This window comes from Paenibacillus maysiensis (assembly GCF_000520815.1).
Lineage (GTDB): Bacteria > Bacillota > Bacilli > Paenibacillales > Paenibacillaceae > Paenibacillus > Paenibacillus maysiensis.
Genome location: NZ_ASRY01000196.1, coordinates 43,606 through 59,746, shown reverse-complemented (window position 1 = coordinate 59,746; position 16,141 = coordinate 43,606). Strand labels below are relative to the sequence as shown.

General features: G+C 46.3%; 13 protein-coding genes. 12 read left to right on the top strand and 1 reads right to left on the bottom strand.

Annotated features, from left to right (window positions below; genetic code table 11):
• Nucleotides 1-5: 5 nt before the first annotated feature.
• A complete protein-coding gene (locus L696_RS0113560; RefSeq protein WP_025684117.1) occupies nucleotides 6-1,424 on the top strand; it encodes a helix-turn-helix domain-containing protein in 1,419 nt (472 codons plus the stop codon).
• Nucleotides 1,425-1,620: 196 nt separating this feature from the next.
• Complete coding sequence (locus tag L696_RS30455; RefSeq protein WP_155985390.1) at nucleotides 1,621-1,794, top strand: hypothetical protein; 174 nt, start codon at nucleotides 1,621-1,623, stop codon at nucleotides 1,792-1,794.
• Between the two features lie 98 nt (nucleotides 1,795-1,892).
• Here L696_RS30455 and L696_RS0113545 read toward each other — a convergent pair whose 3' ends face one another.
• Nucleotides 1,893-2,240: a hypothetical protein gene (locus L696_RS0113545; RefSeq protein ID WP_025684116.1), complete on the bottom strand. Its 348-nt coding sequence runs from the start codon at nucleotides 2,238-2,240 to the stop codon at nucleotides 1,893-1,895.
• A 466-nt stretch (nucleotides 2,241-2,706) separates the two neighbouring features.
• On the opposite strand from L696_RS0113545, the gene def reads away from it, so the two are divergent.
• From def to L696_RS0113495, 10 genes are all read left to right on the top strand, one after another.
• Nucleotides 2,707-3,288, top strand: a complete 582-nt coding sequence (gene def / locus L696_RS0113540; RefSeq protein WP_025684115.1) for a peptide deformylase — start codon at nucleotides 2,707-2,709, stop codon at nucleotides 3,286-3,288.
• 166 nt (nucleotides 3,289-3,454) lie between these two features.
• Nucleotides 3,455-5,245 (top strand): sensor histidine kinase, encoded by a 1,791-nt coding sequence (locus tag L696_RS0113535; RefSeq protein ID WP_025684114.1) that lies wholly within the window; start codon nucleotides 3,455-3,457, stop codon nucleotides 5,243-5,245.
• Nucleotides 5,238-6,806, top strand: coding sequence for a response regulator transcription factor (locus L696_RS0113530; RefSeq protein WP_025684113.1), 1,569 nt, complete (start codon nucleotides 5,238-5,240; stop codon nucleotides 6,804-6,806). Before L696_RS0113535 ends, L696_RS0113530 begins: the two co-directional genes overlap by 8 nt.
• A gap of 406 nt (nucleotides 6,807-7,212) precedes the next feature.
• A complete protein-coding gene (locus tag L696_RS0113525; protein WP_025684112.1) occupies nucleotides 7,213-8,619 on the top strand; it encodes a cytochrome ubiquinol oxidase subunit I in 1,407 nt (468 codons plus the stop codon).
• The gene (gene cydB, locus L696_RS0113520; protein ID WP_025684111.1) at nucleotides 8,606-9,619 is read left to right on the top strand and encodes a cytochrome d ubiquinol oxidase subunit II; all 1,014 of its coding nucleotides are present in this window, start codon (nucleotides 8,606-8,608) and stop codon (nucleotides 9,617-9,619) included. Before L696_RS0113525 ends, cydB begins: the two co-directional genes overlap by 14 nt.
• Complete coding sequence (cydD, locus tag L696_RS0113515; RefSeq protein WP_025684110.1) at nucleotides 9,619-11,418, top strand: thiol reductant ABC exporter subunit CydD; 1,800 nt, start codon at nucleotides 9,619-9,621, stop codon at nucleotides 11,416-11,418. The genes cydB and cydD overlap by 1 nt, the downstream gene beginning before the upstream one ends.
• Nucleotides 11,399-13,219 carry a thiol reductant ABC exporter subunit CydC gene (cydC, locus tag L696_RS0113510; RefSeq protein WP_025684109.1) on the top strand — a complete coding sequence of 607 codons (1,821 nt, stop codon included), beginning with the start codon at nucleotides 11,399-11,401 and terminating at the stop codon, nucleotides 13,217-13,219. The genes cydD and cydC overlap by 20 nt, the downstream gene beginning before the upstream one ends.
• Before the next feature lie 130 nt (nucleotides 13,220-13,349).
• Nucleotides 13,350-13,766 carry a cupredoxin domain-containing protein gene (locus tag L696_RS0113505; RefSeq protein ID WP_025684108.1) on the top strand — a complete coding sequence of 139 codons (417 nt, stop codon included), beginning with the start codon at nucleotides 13,350-13,352 and terminating at the stop codon, nucleotides 13,764-13,766.
• Between the two features lie 425 nt (nucleotides 13,767-14,191).
• On the top strand, nucleotides 14,192-15,205 hold the full coding sequence (locus tag L696_RS0113500) for an ABC transporter permease (protein WP_025684107.1): 1,014 nt from the start codon (nucleotides 14,192-14,194) through the stop codon (nucleotides 15,203-15,205).
• 15 nt (nucleotides 15,206-15,220) lie between these two features.
• Nucleotides 15,221-16,123: a carbohydrate ABC transporter permease gene (locus L696_RS0113495; RefSeq protein WP_025684106.1), complete on the top strand. Its 903-nt coding sequence runs from the start codon at nucleotides 15,221-15,223 to the stop codon at nucleotides 16,121-16,123.
• Nucleotides 16,124-16,141 lie beyond the last annotated feature (18 nt).

Sequence of the window (16,141 nt, the reverse complement as noted above, 5' to 3'; positions counted from 1 at the left end):
TATCCATGAAAATCACACCCACGATACGCGCAGAATTAGACAGATACTTAAAACAAGAGGGTTTGAGTCTAACGCAATTTGGACATATTGCAGGCATTAATAGGGGGATAGTAAGTGGTATTGTGACAGGTAATAAGTCTATGTCCGCTAACCAGTTAGATTGCATTACTGAGGCTATGGGTTTACCGGAAGGCTACTTTTACGACTTATTTATAGAAAACTACATCATCGACATTCCCCCGAATATGAGGCGGATCGAGCCATTTTTGTATCGCTGTGCGGAGTTGGACAAATTTGACTCGATTCGTCGAGTGGCGGAATCCATCATGGACAATCTACTCTATTCGCCCAAACTGTTTGACATTGCAGAGGCGCTATTAGCACAAGGACGACATGTCGCTGCATTACTACTCTATGAAGGTGTAGCAGAAGCGGAAAAATACCAACATTCGGAACGTTTGGCAATCTGCCATTATCGTATATTCACAATTCAGGTTGGAGACGATCAACGCCAAAATCTCAATGCAGCTACGATATTTGAAGCTTTTGTTGAGCGCCTAGATGAAATAGACCAGCTTGACGCATTGAAGGACTTGGCGAACGTGTACAGGTCTTTTCGTCAATGGGACAAGGTTGATGAGATGGCAAAAAAAATGAGAGATAAAGCGGAAATCCAATATTCAATGAAGCATCATCAAAAGAATCGAAAGAGCAGGGAGCATAAAAAGGAAACCAGGGGGCCGTTATTTGGATATATTGCTTATGCCGACTTACTGTGTGCCAGTGTTTGTGAAGCCCAAGGCGATTATGAGCAAGCTCTACAATATACATACGCCTACGCTAATTTGGATTGGGTCAAAGAGATTGATGAGGATACCCAACACTGGGTTAACTTGTTCAAAGATTGGGCAGAAGGAAATACGTATGTAAATAAGCTCCTGTCTGGAGATACGAGTGTGCTTTCAGAGTACGTTGAATATATAACAGTAACATCAATCGCCAACAATAATGAGAAGCTCTCAAAGCTGTTGAACGTTATGATAGCAGCTAACCGATATGGAATAGATGTGGATGATGTCCTTTTACGTTTTGAAACGGACATTAATTCTTTTTCTCAACTCCCAGCTTCTACAGATATATATACCCAACAAGTGATACCGGACTATTTTGTATGGTTTGGTTACGAAATGGCCCATTACTATTTACATCAAGGTGTGTACAGTGATGGTTTTAAATATTTGATGAATGCAATGGTAAAAGCGAATATACTAAATAACGAGACATATTTTATAAATTGTATGGGCTTATTTTTACATTTTCAGGATTATGCGGTTCCTGAAACTAAAGCAGGGTTTTTAAATTTTATTGAAAAGGTGTGGTTAAGTAATGTTAAAAAAAATGGCACTGCTAATCGTTGCGAGTAGCTTTTTGTTTTTTTTATCCGTACCCAATCAGACGCACAATCATGATCAGCCTATTCAGACCCTTGTACAGATTGGTGGATTTTAAACGTGTAACAAATTGAATTAAAAGTTCGTTCAAAAATGCACTCCTAAAATAGGTTATTGGAGAGAACCAACAGGTTCAGCCAATGAAATTTTGGGGTGCATTTTTTTATATATGAGTAATCAATATAGAGACAAAAGTGCTGAGTCAAATAATTTTACTCAGCAAAAAACTCAAACCAATATTGCTCAGGAACTTGGTATCACAAAACAGCAGCTACATAACTACACAAAACTCCTAACACTCATCCCTGAATTACAGGATATGGTTGAGGATCAGGAGTTTTGAGGGGTGAGTAAAGATAAAATAAGCACACTACACAAAATAACAATTGCGAGACGAATGTTAGTTGCCTAATACATCTTTTTAAAATAGGGAAAAGTACATTATTTTTTCTGTGTGATGAAATCTAACCATTTATTTAGGTTATCTTTTGAAAACACTATTTGACCATCTAGATCAGCGTAAGGAATAAATTGATAAGTGTCATAAACCGATAGTTTCTTTTTTTGTTCAGTATCTCTTTTTATAATATTATCCAGTTGTGTCACAGGAATCTTTAAATATGCTGCTGCTTCTTCTTTATTTAAAATACTATCACTTGAAGAAGTTTGTGATATCTGAGGGTTAAGAATTTTTTCATTCGAACTAAAATGTGCGTTAATATAGCTTCCAAAAATAAAAGAAGCACCAAGTATTATTGAGGATATGATTATTTTAGAATCTTTATTCATTTTTCACACTCCTTAGTGATTTTATCCATACTATATCATTTTTTCTATTTTTTTTGGCGCGTTGAATTTGTTGATCCAAAGCTTGTTGAAAAAAATTCTGTGATCACGCCGCAAGCTGGGGATCATGCAGAATTTTTCGCTTCCTTATAAAGGAAAAGACATTATTGCAACAATACCTGCGGAACAGTAATAAAATTATATACATGATAAAATCGCCTGGGCATAAGGTGACTACTTAAATCATGTAAAAAGGGGCAAACTTTGTGTCACTGTAATCAATAGATCAACGAGAATTATTATTAAAAGCCATATTGTTTAGCTTACACTCCACTGCGGCTTTATTTTGACAATTCATTTCATGAATAGATATAATTTATGGGATAAAACTTGCAGTAAAACCGGGGATTTTACGCATATTTTGCAGGATCACATGAGAGTATATTTATTAATGAATCGAGGCTGATGAATGAGCAATCAACCAATGGAGATGCTTCTCACGAAGGATATTGTACGTGAAGGGGAACCGATTTTGCGTACGAAGGTTGATCCGGTAGACTTGCCGCTGCGAGAAGAGGATCTTCAACAGATGCAATGGATGCTGGATTATCTGAAAAATAGCCAAAATGAAGAGCTGGCCACCCGCTATGAGCTGCGCCCGGGTGTGGGGCTATCCGCCAACCAGGTGGGTCTGAACAAAAGAATGTGTGCTGTCTATTATCAGGATGGAGACAAAACGATAGAGTATGCACTGTTTAATCCCAAGCTGGTCAGTCACTCGACGTCCATGATTTATTTGGAGCAGGGTGAGGGCTGCTTGTCAGTGGATCGTTACATACCCGGATATGTCCCGCGTTATGAAAAAATTCGCATTAAGGCCAATTTGCCGGACGGAACTCAGGAAATACTGACCTTCAAAGGTTATGCAGCGATTGTGGTACAGCATGAGATGGACCATTTGGACGGCATCATGTTCTATGACCATATTAACCCGGACGATCCTCAAAAGCTGCCGCAGGGTGTGCATATCGAACCTTTTGTGCGTGAATAGTTCATGATCCGTAAAAAGTGTGGTGACCCTGTTCGCCACATTTTTATTTTGCAAAAAAATATAGATATAGATGTTGCGAAGCTTTAAACTGGAATCATGTACATCGTGATGCGGTAAGTTAAGGAATACATAATAATGTAAGCGCTTATCTAACGGGGGGAATGGCATGTATCGTGGAGTTCGGCATCTGATGAATAATATGCGTATGCGAAATAAGCTGCTGTTCTCCTACGTGCTGATTGTCATGATCCCGGTGCTGGTGGTGGGCGGCTGTGTCACCTTTTATTTACGGGAGCAGGCTTTGGACAGTGCAATTGCCCAAACGGTGAACAATGTGGAAAAGATCAAGAGCCAGACTGCGAATTTATTGCGCGTTCCCACGGATATATCAAATGGGCTGATGTTCGATAAAAGGCTGAGGGAGATGGCGAACCGCCGTTATTTGGGCATGGTAGAGCTGATGAATGCGTATCATCAATACAAGGACTTTAATGAGTATGTACAGCAGTATAGAGAAATTGCTTCCATTCGTTTTTATTCGTATAATCCGACGCTTGTCAATAATCTGGAATTTATCCCTGTAGATTCTGGTATTGAGCAGCAGAAGTGGTTCCAGACGGCCTTGAAGGGGACGGCGATTAACTGGTTTTATATTCAGGATAAGGAGGATAACCCGGTAAACCGGCTGAGTCTGGTGCGGCAAATTCCCTTTCCGGAATACAACACCAAGGGAGTTCTGATGATTGCGCTGAGTCAGACGGAGCTGAACAATATGCTCAGCAAGGAGCCGTTTGAAACGCTGATTGTGGATCGTAACGGAATTGTGGTCGCGGCTACCCATACACAGTCCGTGGGTCAAACCTTGGCGGATCTGCATTTGGGCTTTGATGTTCAGGGTGCGGGTAAGGGAATATATGAAGCAAAAATAAACGGGAAATCCTCGAACATTATTGTGGATGAGCTGCTGCCAGCCTCAAGTGTGAGCGGATTGACGATTATCTCGGTGTTTTCGACGGAACATATTGTACAGGGAGCGAACCGGATCAGCTTGATCGGCGCATTGTGTGTTCTTGCGGTGCTGGTCATGGCTTTGATTCTGATTACGATGATTTCCTGGCTGATCACCAAACGGCTACAGCGATTGAGCCATGAGCTGGGTAAGGTGGCTGCGGGGGATTTCCATGTCGTGTCGAGCGTGGAGGGAATGGACGAAATCGGGGATTTGTCCCGCCGCTTCAATTATATGGTCGCTAGCATCCGCCAGTTAATGGGACAGGTTTATGAAGCGAGTGAGAAAAATAACAGGCTCGAAATGGCGCAAAAGGATATCAAGCTGAAAATGATGGCAAGCCAGATTAACCCGCACTTCCTGTTCAATGCGCTGGAGTCTATCCGAATGAAGGCGCATCTGAACGGGGAAGCGGAGATTGCAACAACGGTACGTTTGCTTGGCCGACTGATGCGGCGGAATCTGGAGATTGGAAGCGGTAAAACGACAGTGCGTCAGGAACTGGATATGGTGCGATCCTATTTACAAATTCAGCAGTTCCGGTTTGGAAATCGTTTGATCTATGAAGTGAATCTGGAAGAAAGCGCTGAGGAAATGTCCATTCCTCCATTAATTATACAGCCGCTGGTGGAGAACGCAGTTATTCATGGCCTTGAAAACAAGGAAGAACCGGTTACTGTGAAAGTCGATATTTCGATGGAGCTACGAGAGCTGCAAATAAGAGTGGCCGACGATGGAATTGGCATGGAAACAGAGCAGTTGTCCCGTCTGCTGGACCGCATAACAGGCACGGATGAGCCGGAAGGGAGCAGTATCGGGCTGCGCAATGTTCACCAGCGTCTGACGCTAATGTATGGCGAACGTTATGGTCTGCACATTGAGAGCGTACCGCAGGCAGGAACAACCGTAACCTTTTCAATACCCAGAGAGGAGGAGTCGAATGTATAAAGCGATGATTGTGGATGATGAGCCTGCGATTCGTGAAGGATTGACCTCCATTATTGATTGGAATGACTGCGGCTTCCATATTGTAGATACCGCAGGGAACGGGCGCGAGGCATTGGATAAATTTAAGGAGCATCGGCCGGAGCTGGTCATTGTCGATATACGGATGCCGGGGATGAGCGGGCTGGAGGTCATACGGAGCATACGCGAAATGAACGGCGAGCCGTTTCATTTTCTCATTTTAAGCGGATATGCGGACTTTGATTATGCACGGCAGGCGATGGGCTTTGGCGTGGATGGTTATTTATTGAAGCCTGTGGATGAAGAAGAAATGACGACAGAGCTGAAACGGGTACGGCGAAGCATTGAGAGTGAAAAAGAAGACGGCAAGTGGGGGAGCCCGACTCCCCATGAGCGCGATTGGATCGAAACCCTGCTGTTTCCTGATCATCCTGACCAGCATCCAGCGCCACCCGCTTTGGATTGGGGAAGCTATCAGGTCGTACTGCTGGATCTGCGGATACCCGACTGGGATCGGCAAGCCCGGCAGTCGGCAGCTAAGCTGGGGCTAACGGAAATGTGCCAGGAGCAGGGCAGGGGGATTATATTCGAGGCTGGAATATATACAGGCTTGCTGCTTCCCGCCACGGTGGAAACAGAAGAAAATGCTGTTCGGCTGCTGGCTTCCTGGCGACAGGCACTAAAGCCGTGGACAACGGAAATATACGTAGCTGCTGGTGATCCGGTGGGCAGACTACATGATATTCCAAACTCTTTTGAGCAGGCGCTGCGTCTACTGGAGCGTACTTTCCTGTTCCGTGCGGAAAGGGTGATGCTTACCCGTGACCTGCATGATTTGGAGACCTCGGACGAGGGAATGTGCGAAACGACTGATAAAACCTCGGACCCTATGCGTTATGCAGAAAAGCTATACTACGCACTGGATATGGCGAATCGTGAAGCTGCAATACGTGTATTGAAGGAAATGGAGGTCCAATTTCCTCAGATCTATCGTACAGAAGCTGCAATCAAGGCGGCGTTTGCACAGATATTTACCTTGGCGCTGAACAAGTATGCGGCCGGGCAGGAGCAGAGCCGGACGGTGCTGGAGAAGCATTCGCGCTTGATTACGGATGTATATGCTTATTCAACCTTGGGTGAGCTGGTGGATCGGTCGCTGGAGCATGTGCTGCAATGGATTGGTCAGACCGATTCGGGTGGTAAAGAAACGATCATGAAACAATTGATTGATTTCATTCACAGCCATTATGATGAGAACCTGCGCTTGGAGCTGTTGGCGGATATGTTTAATTACAACAGCGGCTATTTGGGCAAATTGTTCAAAAGTCATACAGGCGAAGCCTTTAACGCTTACCTGGACAAGGTGAGGATCGAGCGGGCAAGGGAACTGCTTGCACAGGGAATCAGGGTGCATCAGGTGGCAGGACGTGTCGGATATGCCAACGTCGATTATTTTCATGGAAAATTCAAAAAATATGCGGGGATGTCGCCTTCCTCCTACCGTAATCGGGTTCAGAAGAACGGAGGGACGGAGGGCAGTTGATGGACTCCCATAGATTAAATTGATGAAGTCTCTCTTGCAGATGTCGGAGCAAAAGTCTCCGAACAAAGAGAGGCTTTTTTTATGAAAAAATTTGGATAGATCAATCGCAAATGTCACACTAACTAGAAGATTTGAGTTGTTTTCATAAATTCGCCATCGTTACGACACAGTTTTGACACGATGTTCACACTTTCGATTCTATTTCATTCAAAGCAATTCTATATAATGATGATATTCTGAAGCTGGATCATGAGATCCCGTAGTGAAGATGCCTGAGGGGGCTATTCCTAAAAAGTGATCGTTCCATATGTAATAATGTGAATACTGTCACAAAGATAAAAGAAGGCTTCAGAGTCCAATTATTATGACTCATTGTTAAGAGAAGTGCAGAGGGAGGAGCAACATCATGGACGTATTGGATTTGGCACGGTTGCAGTTTGCAACCACAACGATTCTTCACTTTGTTTATGTGCCGATCTCCATTGGATTGTCGTTGTTGGTGGCAATTATGGAGACCATGTATGTAATCAAAAAAAATGATTTGTACAAAAAAATGGCTCAATTCTGGGGAACGTTTCTGCTGATTAACTTTGCAGTGGGCGTCGTCACCGGAATTTTGCAAGAGTTTCAGTTCGGGATGAACTGGTCGGACTTTTCCCGGTTTGTCGGTGATGTGTTCGGTACGCCGCTGGCGATTGAGGCACTGCTTGCCTTTTTCCTGGAATCAACCTTTATCGGATTGTGGGTATTCGGCTGGGAACGTCTGTCCAAAAGTGTCCATTTAATCTGTATGTGGCTGGTATCCATCGGTACGATGCTGTCTGCTTTGTGGATCTTGGCAGCCAATTCATTCATGCAGCGTCCAGTAGGATATGAGATTCAAAATGGGCGTGCAGAAATGAAAGATTTTGCCGCTCTGTTGACGAACGAACAACTGTTGTGGGAGTTTCCTCACACACTGTTTGCAGCTTTTGCGACAGGTGCTTTTCTCGTCGCGGGTATTAGCGCATGGAAGCTGATGCACAAAAAGAATCTGGATTTTTTCAAGCCTTCTTTTAAATTAAGTATTATTGTTGCATTAATCAGTGCCATTGCTATTCCTTTGTTTGGTCATGGACAGGCTCAATATTTGGTGAAAACACAGCCAATGAAGATGGCTGCCAGTGAAGCTTTGTGGGGAAACAGCGGTGATCCGGCCCCTTGGACGGTTATCGCACGTATTGATCCTGAAAAGAAGGAAAATACCTTTGAGATTAAAGTTCCTTTTGCCCTGAGTTTTCTATCCTATAGTAAATTTTCCGGCTCTGTGCCTGGTATGAATGAGCTTCAGGCAGAATATGAAAAAACCTATGGTCCAGGCGATTATATCCCGCCAGTACGTACTACGTTCTGGAGCTTCCGCATTATGATTGCGGCGGGATGTGCCATGATTGCACTCGCTTTATACGGAGCTTACCTGACTTTCCGTAAAAAGTTGGAGGGTTCGCATCGCTGGTTCTTCCGTCTCATGATATGGGGGATATCTCTTCCATTCATTGGGAATACTGCAGGTTGGATCATGACTGAAATAGGTCGCCAACCGTGGACTGTATTTGGTTTGCTTCAAACAAAAGATTCTGTTTCGCCTACTGTTGTGGCAGGAGAAGTGCTGTTCTCGTTCATTTCATTTACCACATTGTATTTAATTTTAACGGGTGTGCTGGCGTTCCTGTTTTTCCGTACGGCTCGCAAAGGTCCGGATATCGAGACACATCAGCAAACGGTCATTCATGACCCATTTGCTCAAGGGGGTGACACCATTGTCGCTAAATGATTTATGGTTCTTATTGATCGCTGTATTGTTCACCGGCTTCTTTTTTCTGGAGGGTTTTGATTTTGGCGTGGGGATGGCTACAGGATTGGTACCGCGTAATGACCAGCAAAAACGCTTGATGATCAATACGATTGGTCCATTCTGGGATGCGAATGAAGTATGGCTGATCACAGCAGCGGGTGCGATGTTCGCGGCTTTCCCACATTTTTATGCGACCATGTTCAGCGGATATTATTTGGTATTTGTGTTTATTTTGCTAGGTTTGATCTTACGTGGAGTCTCCTTTGAGTTCCGGGGCAAGGCAGAAGGAAAATGGTGGACAGGGACGTGGGATGCCTGTATTCTGATTGGCAGCTTTCTGCCGCCGATGCTGTTCGGTATGGCTTTTGCGGCTTTGGTAAAGGGTGTACCTATTCAGCAAAACATGGACTTGAAAGCCGGATTCTCCGATGTGTTTAACGGATATACGGTATGGATTGGACTGACCGTGGTGGGGATGTGCCTGATGCATGGGCTGACGTTTATTTCCCTGCGGACGATTGGAGAAGTGCGGGATCGTGCCCGTGTGATTGCGTCTAAATTCCTTCCGATATTAGGTATTTTGCTGGCTGGTATGGTGGTATGTACTTATTTTGCAACAGATGTATTCGCACGTCGTGGCCCTTATATGTATGCCGCAGTTGCAGTGGGGATCGTCGCCTATGTACTGGCATGGTATTTCCTGAAGCAGCGCCGCGAAGGCTGGGCCTTCGGGATGACGGGGGCTATCATTTTGCTGACATTCGTTTCGTTGTTCATCGGCTTGTTCCCGAGATTTATGGTGAGCTCGATCAACAGTGCATTTGATTTGACGATATATAATGCAAGCTCCAGTCATTACACACTGAAAGCCATGACGATTGTTGCAGCAACGCTTTTACCCTTTGTGCTGGCTTATCAGGCGTGGAGCTACTTTGTTTTCCATAAGCGTCTCAGTGAAAAGGATCATTTGGAATACTAATGGATAAAGCATGGTTTGGATTAAAGGGCATTCGGCCGGTAATGCTGCTGCTGGCCGCCCTTTCCCTGGCCCAGGGGGCCGCTGTGATTGCGCAAGCGATTTTTTTGGCAAAGGCTGTTACGATTTTATTTGAACAAAATCCGCTGGTGATGGCTTGGCCGCCACTGGCCTTGTTTTTCGCGGCTTTTGCTACGAGGCATACGATGATCTGGCTGCAACGCCGGACAGCAGGCCGTTTTGCCGAAGTATCAGGCGCTTCCTTGCGGGAGCGTCTGCTTGCTCGTTTGTTCGAGCGAGGGCCTGTTTTTGCTGCCAAGGAAGGTAGCGGGAAGCTGGTGACGTTGGCGCTGGATGGAGTGGATCGTTTTCGCACGTATTTGGAGTTGTCCATTCCGCGTATGATTGACATGATGTGTGTGACGATACTTGTGCTTGTGTCTGTTTTCACATTGGATGTAATTTCAGGTGTGATTTTGACGGCTACGATGCCCATCCTGATTGGCTTCTTTATCCTGCTGGGCTTGGCGGCGCGGAAGCAGGCAGATAAACAGTGGCGCTCCTATCGCCTATTGTCGCATCATTTCACGGATTCGTTGCGCGGCCTACAGACGCTGCGGTTTTTGGGCCGTAGTCGGGAGCATGGAGAAACGGTCGGGAAGGTCAGCGACCAGTACCGCACGGCTACGATGCGTACGCTGCGGGTCGCGTTCCTGTCCTCTTTTGCTCTCGATTTTTTTAGTATGCTGTCAGTCGCTTTTGTGGCGGTAGGCTTGGGCTTGCGCCTGATTAGCGGATCGGTGGGACTGGAAGCGGCCCTTGCGATACTCATTCTGGCCCCGGAATATTTTATGCCTGTACGCCAGTTGGGATCGGACTATCATGCTTCGCTGGATGGCAAGGAGGCTTGGGGTGCAATGCGCTCCATTCTCGATACAGAGGATGAAGCGGCTCAGCATACAGATTCCGTGGATATCCTTACGGGGAGTGGCAGCGCAGACAATGCTAAGGGTGATGGCAATACCCTAAATGTCACGGGACAGGATACGATCAGGCTGTCGGATATATGCCTTCTCAACGAGGACGGTTCTGCACGGCTTGATCACATATCTGCAAGTGTTGAGCCGCGTATGAATATGATCGGCATCGTCGGAGCCAGCGGTGCAGGTAAAACAACGCTGCTCAGTTTGCTTGGCGGCTTCGCTGAACCGACCTCGGGCGAGCTGAACGTGAATGGATGGGCATTGGCTGGTGATGCCAAAGCCGAATGGCAGCGTCATATTGCCTATATTCCGCAGCATCCGTACCTGTTCAGCGCTTCCTTGGCGGATAATATCCGGTTTTATGAACCGGAGGCGTCCAACGAGCAAGTGGAATGGGCGATTGACGCGGTTGGACTGCGTGAGCTGGTGGATAGTCTTCCGAATGGATGGGAGGAGCCGATTGGTGAAGCGGGCCGGACGCTGAGCGGAGGACAGGCGCAGCGGATAGCGTTGGCGCGTGCTTTGCTGAGTAACCGTCCAGTGATTTTGCTGGACGAGCCGACTGCACATTTGGATATTGAGACGGAATGGGAGCTAAAACAGACGATTCTATCTGTTTTGCAACATAAAAGAGTGTTTCTCGCGACCCATCGACTCCATTGGATGCCGGATATGGACTGTGTCTGGATGATGAATCAAGGCCGTCTGGAAGAAGCAGGATCACATAAGCAATTGGTTGCCCGCAAGGGAGGATATTACCGTTTGCTGACGGGAATGACGGAAGGAGGGGACGGACGATATGCGAGCCACGGACAATAGCGGCCAAGGCTGGTTTATATTTTATCTGAGACAATATTTCTGGGCCTTTCTAGCTGCGGCCCTTTTGGGAGCTCTGGCGATTGGATGTGCAGGTGCATTGCTCTTTACGTCCGGTCATCTGATTACCCGTTCAGCTTTAAAGCCTGAAAATATATTGATGGTGTACGTTCCGATTGTGCTTGTACGGACGTTCGGCTTTAGTAAAGCAGTCATTCAGTATCTGGAACGGTTGGTGGGGCATGATGCCGCTCTGCGTCTCGTGTCCCGTATGCGGGTGCGACTGTATCGGGCGGTAGAACCGCAAGCACTTATGATTCGCAGTAAGTTTCGCACAGGGGATCTGTTAGGTTTGCTGGCGGAGGATATTGAGCAGCTTCAAAACATATATTTGAAGCTGGTTCTGCCTGCGATATCGGCGTTGATCATTTATGCATTAGGCATTTCGGCGCTCGGACGGATGGACGGAACCTTTGCCCTGATGATGGCGCTGTATTGCGGATTTTTACTTTTTATCGCCCCGGCCATCTCGCTGTGGACCTCGCTCGCCAAACGGCGAACGTTCAAGCAGGAACGGAGTACAGCCTATCAGGAGTTGACTGATGCATTGTTCGGCATGAGTGATCTGATGCTGAGTGGTCGGACTGGACATTTTCTGGCTTCCTTCACCCAACGGCAAAACAAGGCTGCTGTAGTGGAAAATTCACTTCGGCGGGGCGAATGGCGCTCTCATTGGATCGCACAGTGCGTCGTAGGTGGCGGAATTGTGATTATGACCGTATGGGCTGGAGGACTGGTAGCAGAGAACCGTATAGAGGCAACATGGCTGGCATCCTTTACGCTTGTTGCTTTTCCGCTGCTGGATGCTTTCGTCCGCGCTGGAGAAGCGGTGGTCCATGCGCCGGAATATCAGGATTCGCTTAGGCGCCTGAAAGAGTCAGAGAAGAATACACCTACACATGCTACATCTACATCGTTTTCGGCCTCAGCTTCTGTGAAAGCAGGGCAGCAAGCAGCAGGTGGCACAGTAGACAAAACAGAGGTAGAAGATGTGACCGCCCAGCTATCTGGCAACTCAAACGAGCTGCTGCTGAACAACGTGAGCTACCGCTATACAGCAACGCAAGAATGGAGCGTGCGCGACATTTCCCTGCGTGTGCCGCAAGGAGGCAAGGTTGCACTGCTTGGTCGCAGCGGTGCGGGCAAGTCCACGCTGCTGAATCTGATTCAGGGGGCATTGCAACCGGATGAAGGGAGCGTCACTGTCGCAGGTGCGCCCGTGTATACAGGCGGGGCGTATTCCAGCCTGTTTGCAGTATTAAACCAGCAACCGTATTTGTTCGATACAACGGTAGCAAACAATATTCGGTTGGGGCGGCCCGATGCTACGTTGGAAGAGGTTCGGGCAGTAACGGAGCAGGTGGGACTGGGAACGCTGATTGATTCCTTGCTGGATGGCTACGACACCCGGATGCAGGAAACGGGCCTGCGCTTTTCCGGTGGAGAAAGGCAACGAATTGCACTGGCACGGATTTTGCTTCAAAATCACCCCATTGTTCTACTGGATGAGCCAACGGTGGGACTCGATCCGCTGACAGAGCATGAACTAATGCAGACGATGTTTCGTGTGCTGGAGGGCAAAACGCTTATCTGGATTACACATCATCTGACCGGAATGGAGCATATGGACGAGGTGATCTTTATGGAGCAAGGCGGCATTTCCATGCGAGGCAGTCATGAGCAGCTTTGGCAGGAGCAGCCACGATACCGCAATCTGTATGAACTGGATCATCCCAGTCTGTAAAGAAATAGAGAAGATCAAGCTTCGGTGCAACATAACTCGAATAAAGTATTTTAAATTTTGATTAACTTATATATACTGGTTAGAGTTAAAGTGTTACACGTGAACGATCAACTGGAGGGGACTGATTTGAATGAAAACATTCATCTCTAAAAATTGGCACTTGATGCTGATTGGTTTTGTAGCGCTGACCGTGGGCGGATTTGTCTTGTTTTATTTTGAGGGGAGCGTGTCGTCGTTTCCGGCTAGCCAACCTAAAACCGTTCAAGAAGAGCCGGACAAAGCCAAGTATGAAATTGCTACGGTAAATGTAGAGGGAGACGGTTTTTATCCTAAAAATATTGAAATAAAAGCTGGTGTCCCGACCAAAATTAATTTTAAGAGATCGACATCCTTTACTTGCATAGACGAAGTACAATCGTTGAAGCTTGGAATGGACGTTTTTATGGACCATGAAAATAACTATTTTACCGTCAAAGACCTGAAACCGGGTGTATATGAGTATAATTGCGGTATGTACATGTACTATGGGACGATCACGGTGAAATAAATCAATAATAGCCTTCCAAAAGGAGGAACTCTTTGCTCCAGACAGACATCCGTTCTCCTGCCAATTAGTTGCAGAATATGATTAATAGATTCTAATTTATTACCCTGACCAGCCTAAATTGCTGGTCTTTTTTGTATCTATAATTTTAACTTGAAAATTCACACGGCAAACGGAGCAGGCGGAATGGTGCTGGACAAGCGAAGCGGTCGCCTTTGCCCCGGGATTTCTACCATTATGTGCTTATTCAAGAAATCCGGGGGCAACAGCGATGGGAAGCACCATCCGCATGCGTAGTGGCACCCCATGTAAATCCCAATCCCCCCATATATCTAATTTTGAACTGATTTTTCTCCTAATTCGTTGGGTATCAGCTTCTGAGCCAGCCAAGTATGATAATAGTAACTACATACAAGGAGGAGCTTGTTATGGAATCATCAACTGAAACCGCTTCCAATGCTGGTGCTACGATTCCTGAGTCTAACAGGGGCAGACCGCGCAAGGTACGCGGGCCGAAGCGCGGGCGTGGAGAAAAAGGCTTGTGGGACAGCATAAAGCAACAAAAGTACCTTTATTTTATGTCCATTCCTTTCGTCATTTGGGTGTTTGTTTTCAGTTATCTTCCGCTGTGGGGCTGGACGATGGCATTTCAAAATTATAAGCCCGCCAAATCCTTTCTGGATCAGAAGTGGGTGGGGCTGGATAACTTTATTGAGCTATTTCAGGACGAACGTTTTTATTTGGTGCTGCGCAATACGCTGGCGATGAGCCTCATGGGGATTATCTTTGGTTTTGTTGTGCCAATCTTTTTTGCCATTCTTCTAAATGAGCTGCGGGGGATGTTGTTCAAGCGATTCGTGCAGACCGTATCCTATCTCCCGCATTTTGTATCCTGGGTTGTTGTTGCCGGGTTGGTTACGAAAATGCTGTCCATCGATGGAGGTATTGTCAACGATATATTGATAGCGCTTCATATTGTGGATGAGCCGATTCAATTTATGGCGAAGGGTAGCTGGTTCTGGTATATTGTAACCGCTTCAGATATATGGAAAGAGACGGGCTGGAACACGATTATTTATTTAGCCGCAATTACCGGGATTGACCAGGAACAGTATGAAGCCTCGCGTGTGGACGGGGCAAGTCGCTGGAGACAGATGTGGCATATTACGCTACCGGGTATCCGTTCGACCATTGCCGTTCTGTTCATTATGGCGATTGGGCATCTGGTGAGCAACGGTTTTGAAAAGCAGTTCTTGCTCGGCAACAGTCTGGTGACGGATTATTCCGAGGTGCTGGATTTGTATGCGCTGAATTACGGGATTAATTTGGGTCGTTTCTCTTACGGGACAGCGATTGGTATTTTCAATTCGTTGGTCAGCATCCTGCTGTTGTTTACGGCTAATGGCATATTCAAAAAACTGACCAAAGAAAGCATCATGTAGGGAGGGAGATGCGAAATGACGACAAAGGCTTTTAATGCGACCCGGTCTGAAAAGCTGTTTGACCTGTTCAACTATGTTCTGATGGCTTTGATCGTGGTGGTGACATTATATCCGTTTTTGAATGTGCTGGCGATTTCACTGAACAACTCGACGGATACCGTTCGTGGCGGAATCTATATATGGCCTCGCCAATTTACACTCGAAAATTATAAAACGATTTTCCAGTATGACGGTCTCCTTCGAGGCTTGCAGGTATCTATTCTGCGTACGCTGCTCGGTACGGTCTTGGGATTGGTTTGTGCATCCATGCTCGCTTTTACGCTGAGTCGGGTCGATTTCCGCGCCCGTAAATTTATCTCCACGTTTCTGGCGTTGACAATGTATTTTTCCGGCGGGATGGTACCTTTATTTATTTTGATGCGTGATCTGCATTTGCTGGGTTCGTTCTGGGTGTATATTTTTCCGGGACTGATCAGCGCATTTAATGTGTTTGTCATTCGTTCCTTTATGGATGGTTTGCCGTACGCGCTTCAGGAATCCGCCAAGCTGGATGGAGCGAATGATTTTACAATTTACTGGAAAATTATTTTACCGTTGTGCAAGCCTGTATTGGCAACGATTGCTCTCTTTCTGGCGGTAAATCAGTGGAACTCGTGGTTTGATACGTATTTATATAATGGAGGAACTCCGCAATGGACGACGCTGCAATTTGAGTTAATGAAGGTATTACAAAGTACGCAACAAGGCGGCTCCAGCATGACGAACAGCAATGATATGGCAAAGCAAATGGCCCAAATCTCGCCAGAGTCGATCAAAATGGCGATTACGATTACGGTCACGCTCCCCATCCTGCTGGTGTATCCGTTCCTGCAAAAGTATTTTGTAGGCGGCATGACACTGGGAGCGGTGAAATCATAATGCGGTGAAATCATAAAA

What these genes read in the sequence shown, in the direction of transcription:
- L696_RS0113560 (WP_025684117.1), top strand. Translation starts at nt 6, where the DNA reads ATGAAAATCACACCCACGATACGCGCAGAATTAGACAGATACTTAAAA.
- L696_RS30455 (WP_155985390.1), top strand. Translation starts at nt 1,621, where the DNA reads ATGAGTAATCAATATAGAGACAAAAGTGCTGAGTCAAATAATTTTACT.
- L696_RS0113545 (WP_025684116.1), bottom strand. Translation starts at nt 2,240, where the DNA reads ATGAATAAAGATTCTAAAATAATCATATCCTCAATAATACTTGGTGCT.
- def (WP_025684115.1), top strand. Translation starts at nt 2,707, where the DNA reads ATGAGCAATCAACCAATGGAGATGCTTCTCACGAAGGATATTGTACGT.
- L696_RS0113535 (WP_025684114.1), top strand. Translation starts at nt 3,455, where the DNA reads ATGTATCGTGGAGTTCGGCATCTGATGAATAATATGCGTATGCGAAAT.
- L696_RS0113530 (WP_025684113.1), top strand. Translation starts at nt 5,238, where the DNA reads ATGTATAAAGCGATGATTGTGGATGATGAGCCTGCGATTCGTGAAGGA.
- L696_RS0113525 (WP_025684112.1), top strand. Translation starts at nt 7,213, where the DNA reads ATGGACGTATTGGATTTGGCACGGTTGCAGTTTGCAACCACAACGATT.
- cydD (WP_025684110.1), top strand. Translation starts at nt 9,619, where the DNA reads ATGGATAAAGCATGGTTTGGATTAAAGGGCATTCGGCCGGTAATGCTG.
- cydC (WP_025684109.1), top strand. Translation starts at nt 11,399, where the DNA reads ATGCGAGCCACGGACAATAGCGGCCAAGGCTGGTTTATATTTTATCTG.
- L696_RS0113505 (WP_025684108.1), top strand. Translation starts at nt 13,350, where the DNA reads ATGAAAACATTCATCTCTAAAAATTGGCACTTGATGCTGATTGGTTTT.
- L696_RS0113500 (WP_025684107.1), top strand. Translation starts at nt 14,192, where the DNA reads ATGGAATCATCAACTGAAACCGCTTCCAATGCTGGTGCTACGATTCCT.
- L696_RS0113495 (WP_025684106.1), top strand. Translation starts at nt 15,221, where the DNA reads ATGACGACAAAGGCTTTTAATGCGACCCGGTCTGAAAAGCTGTTTGAC.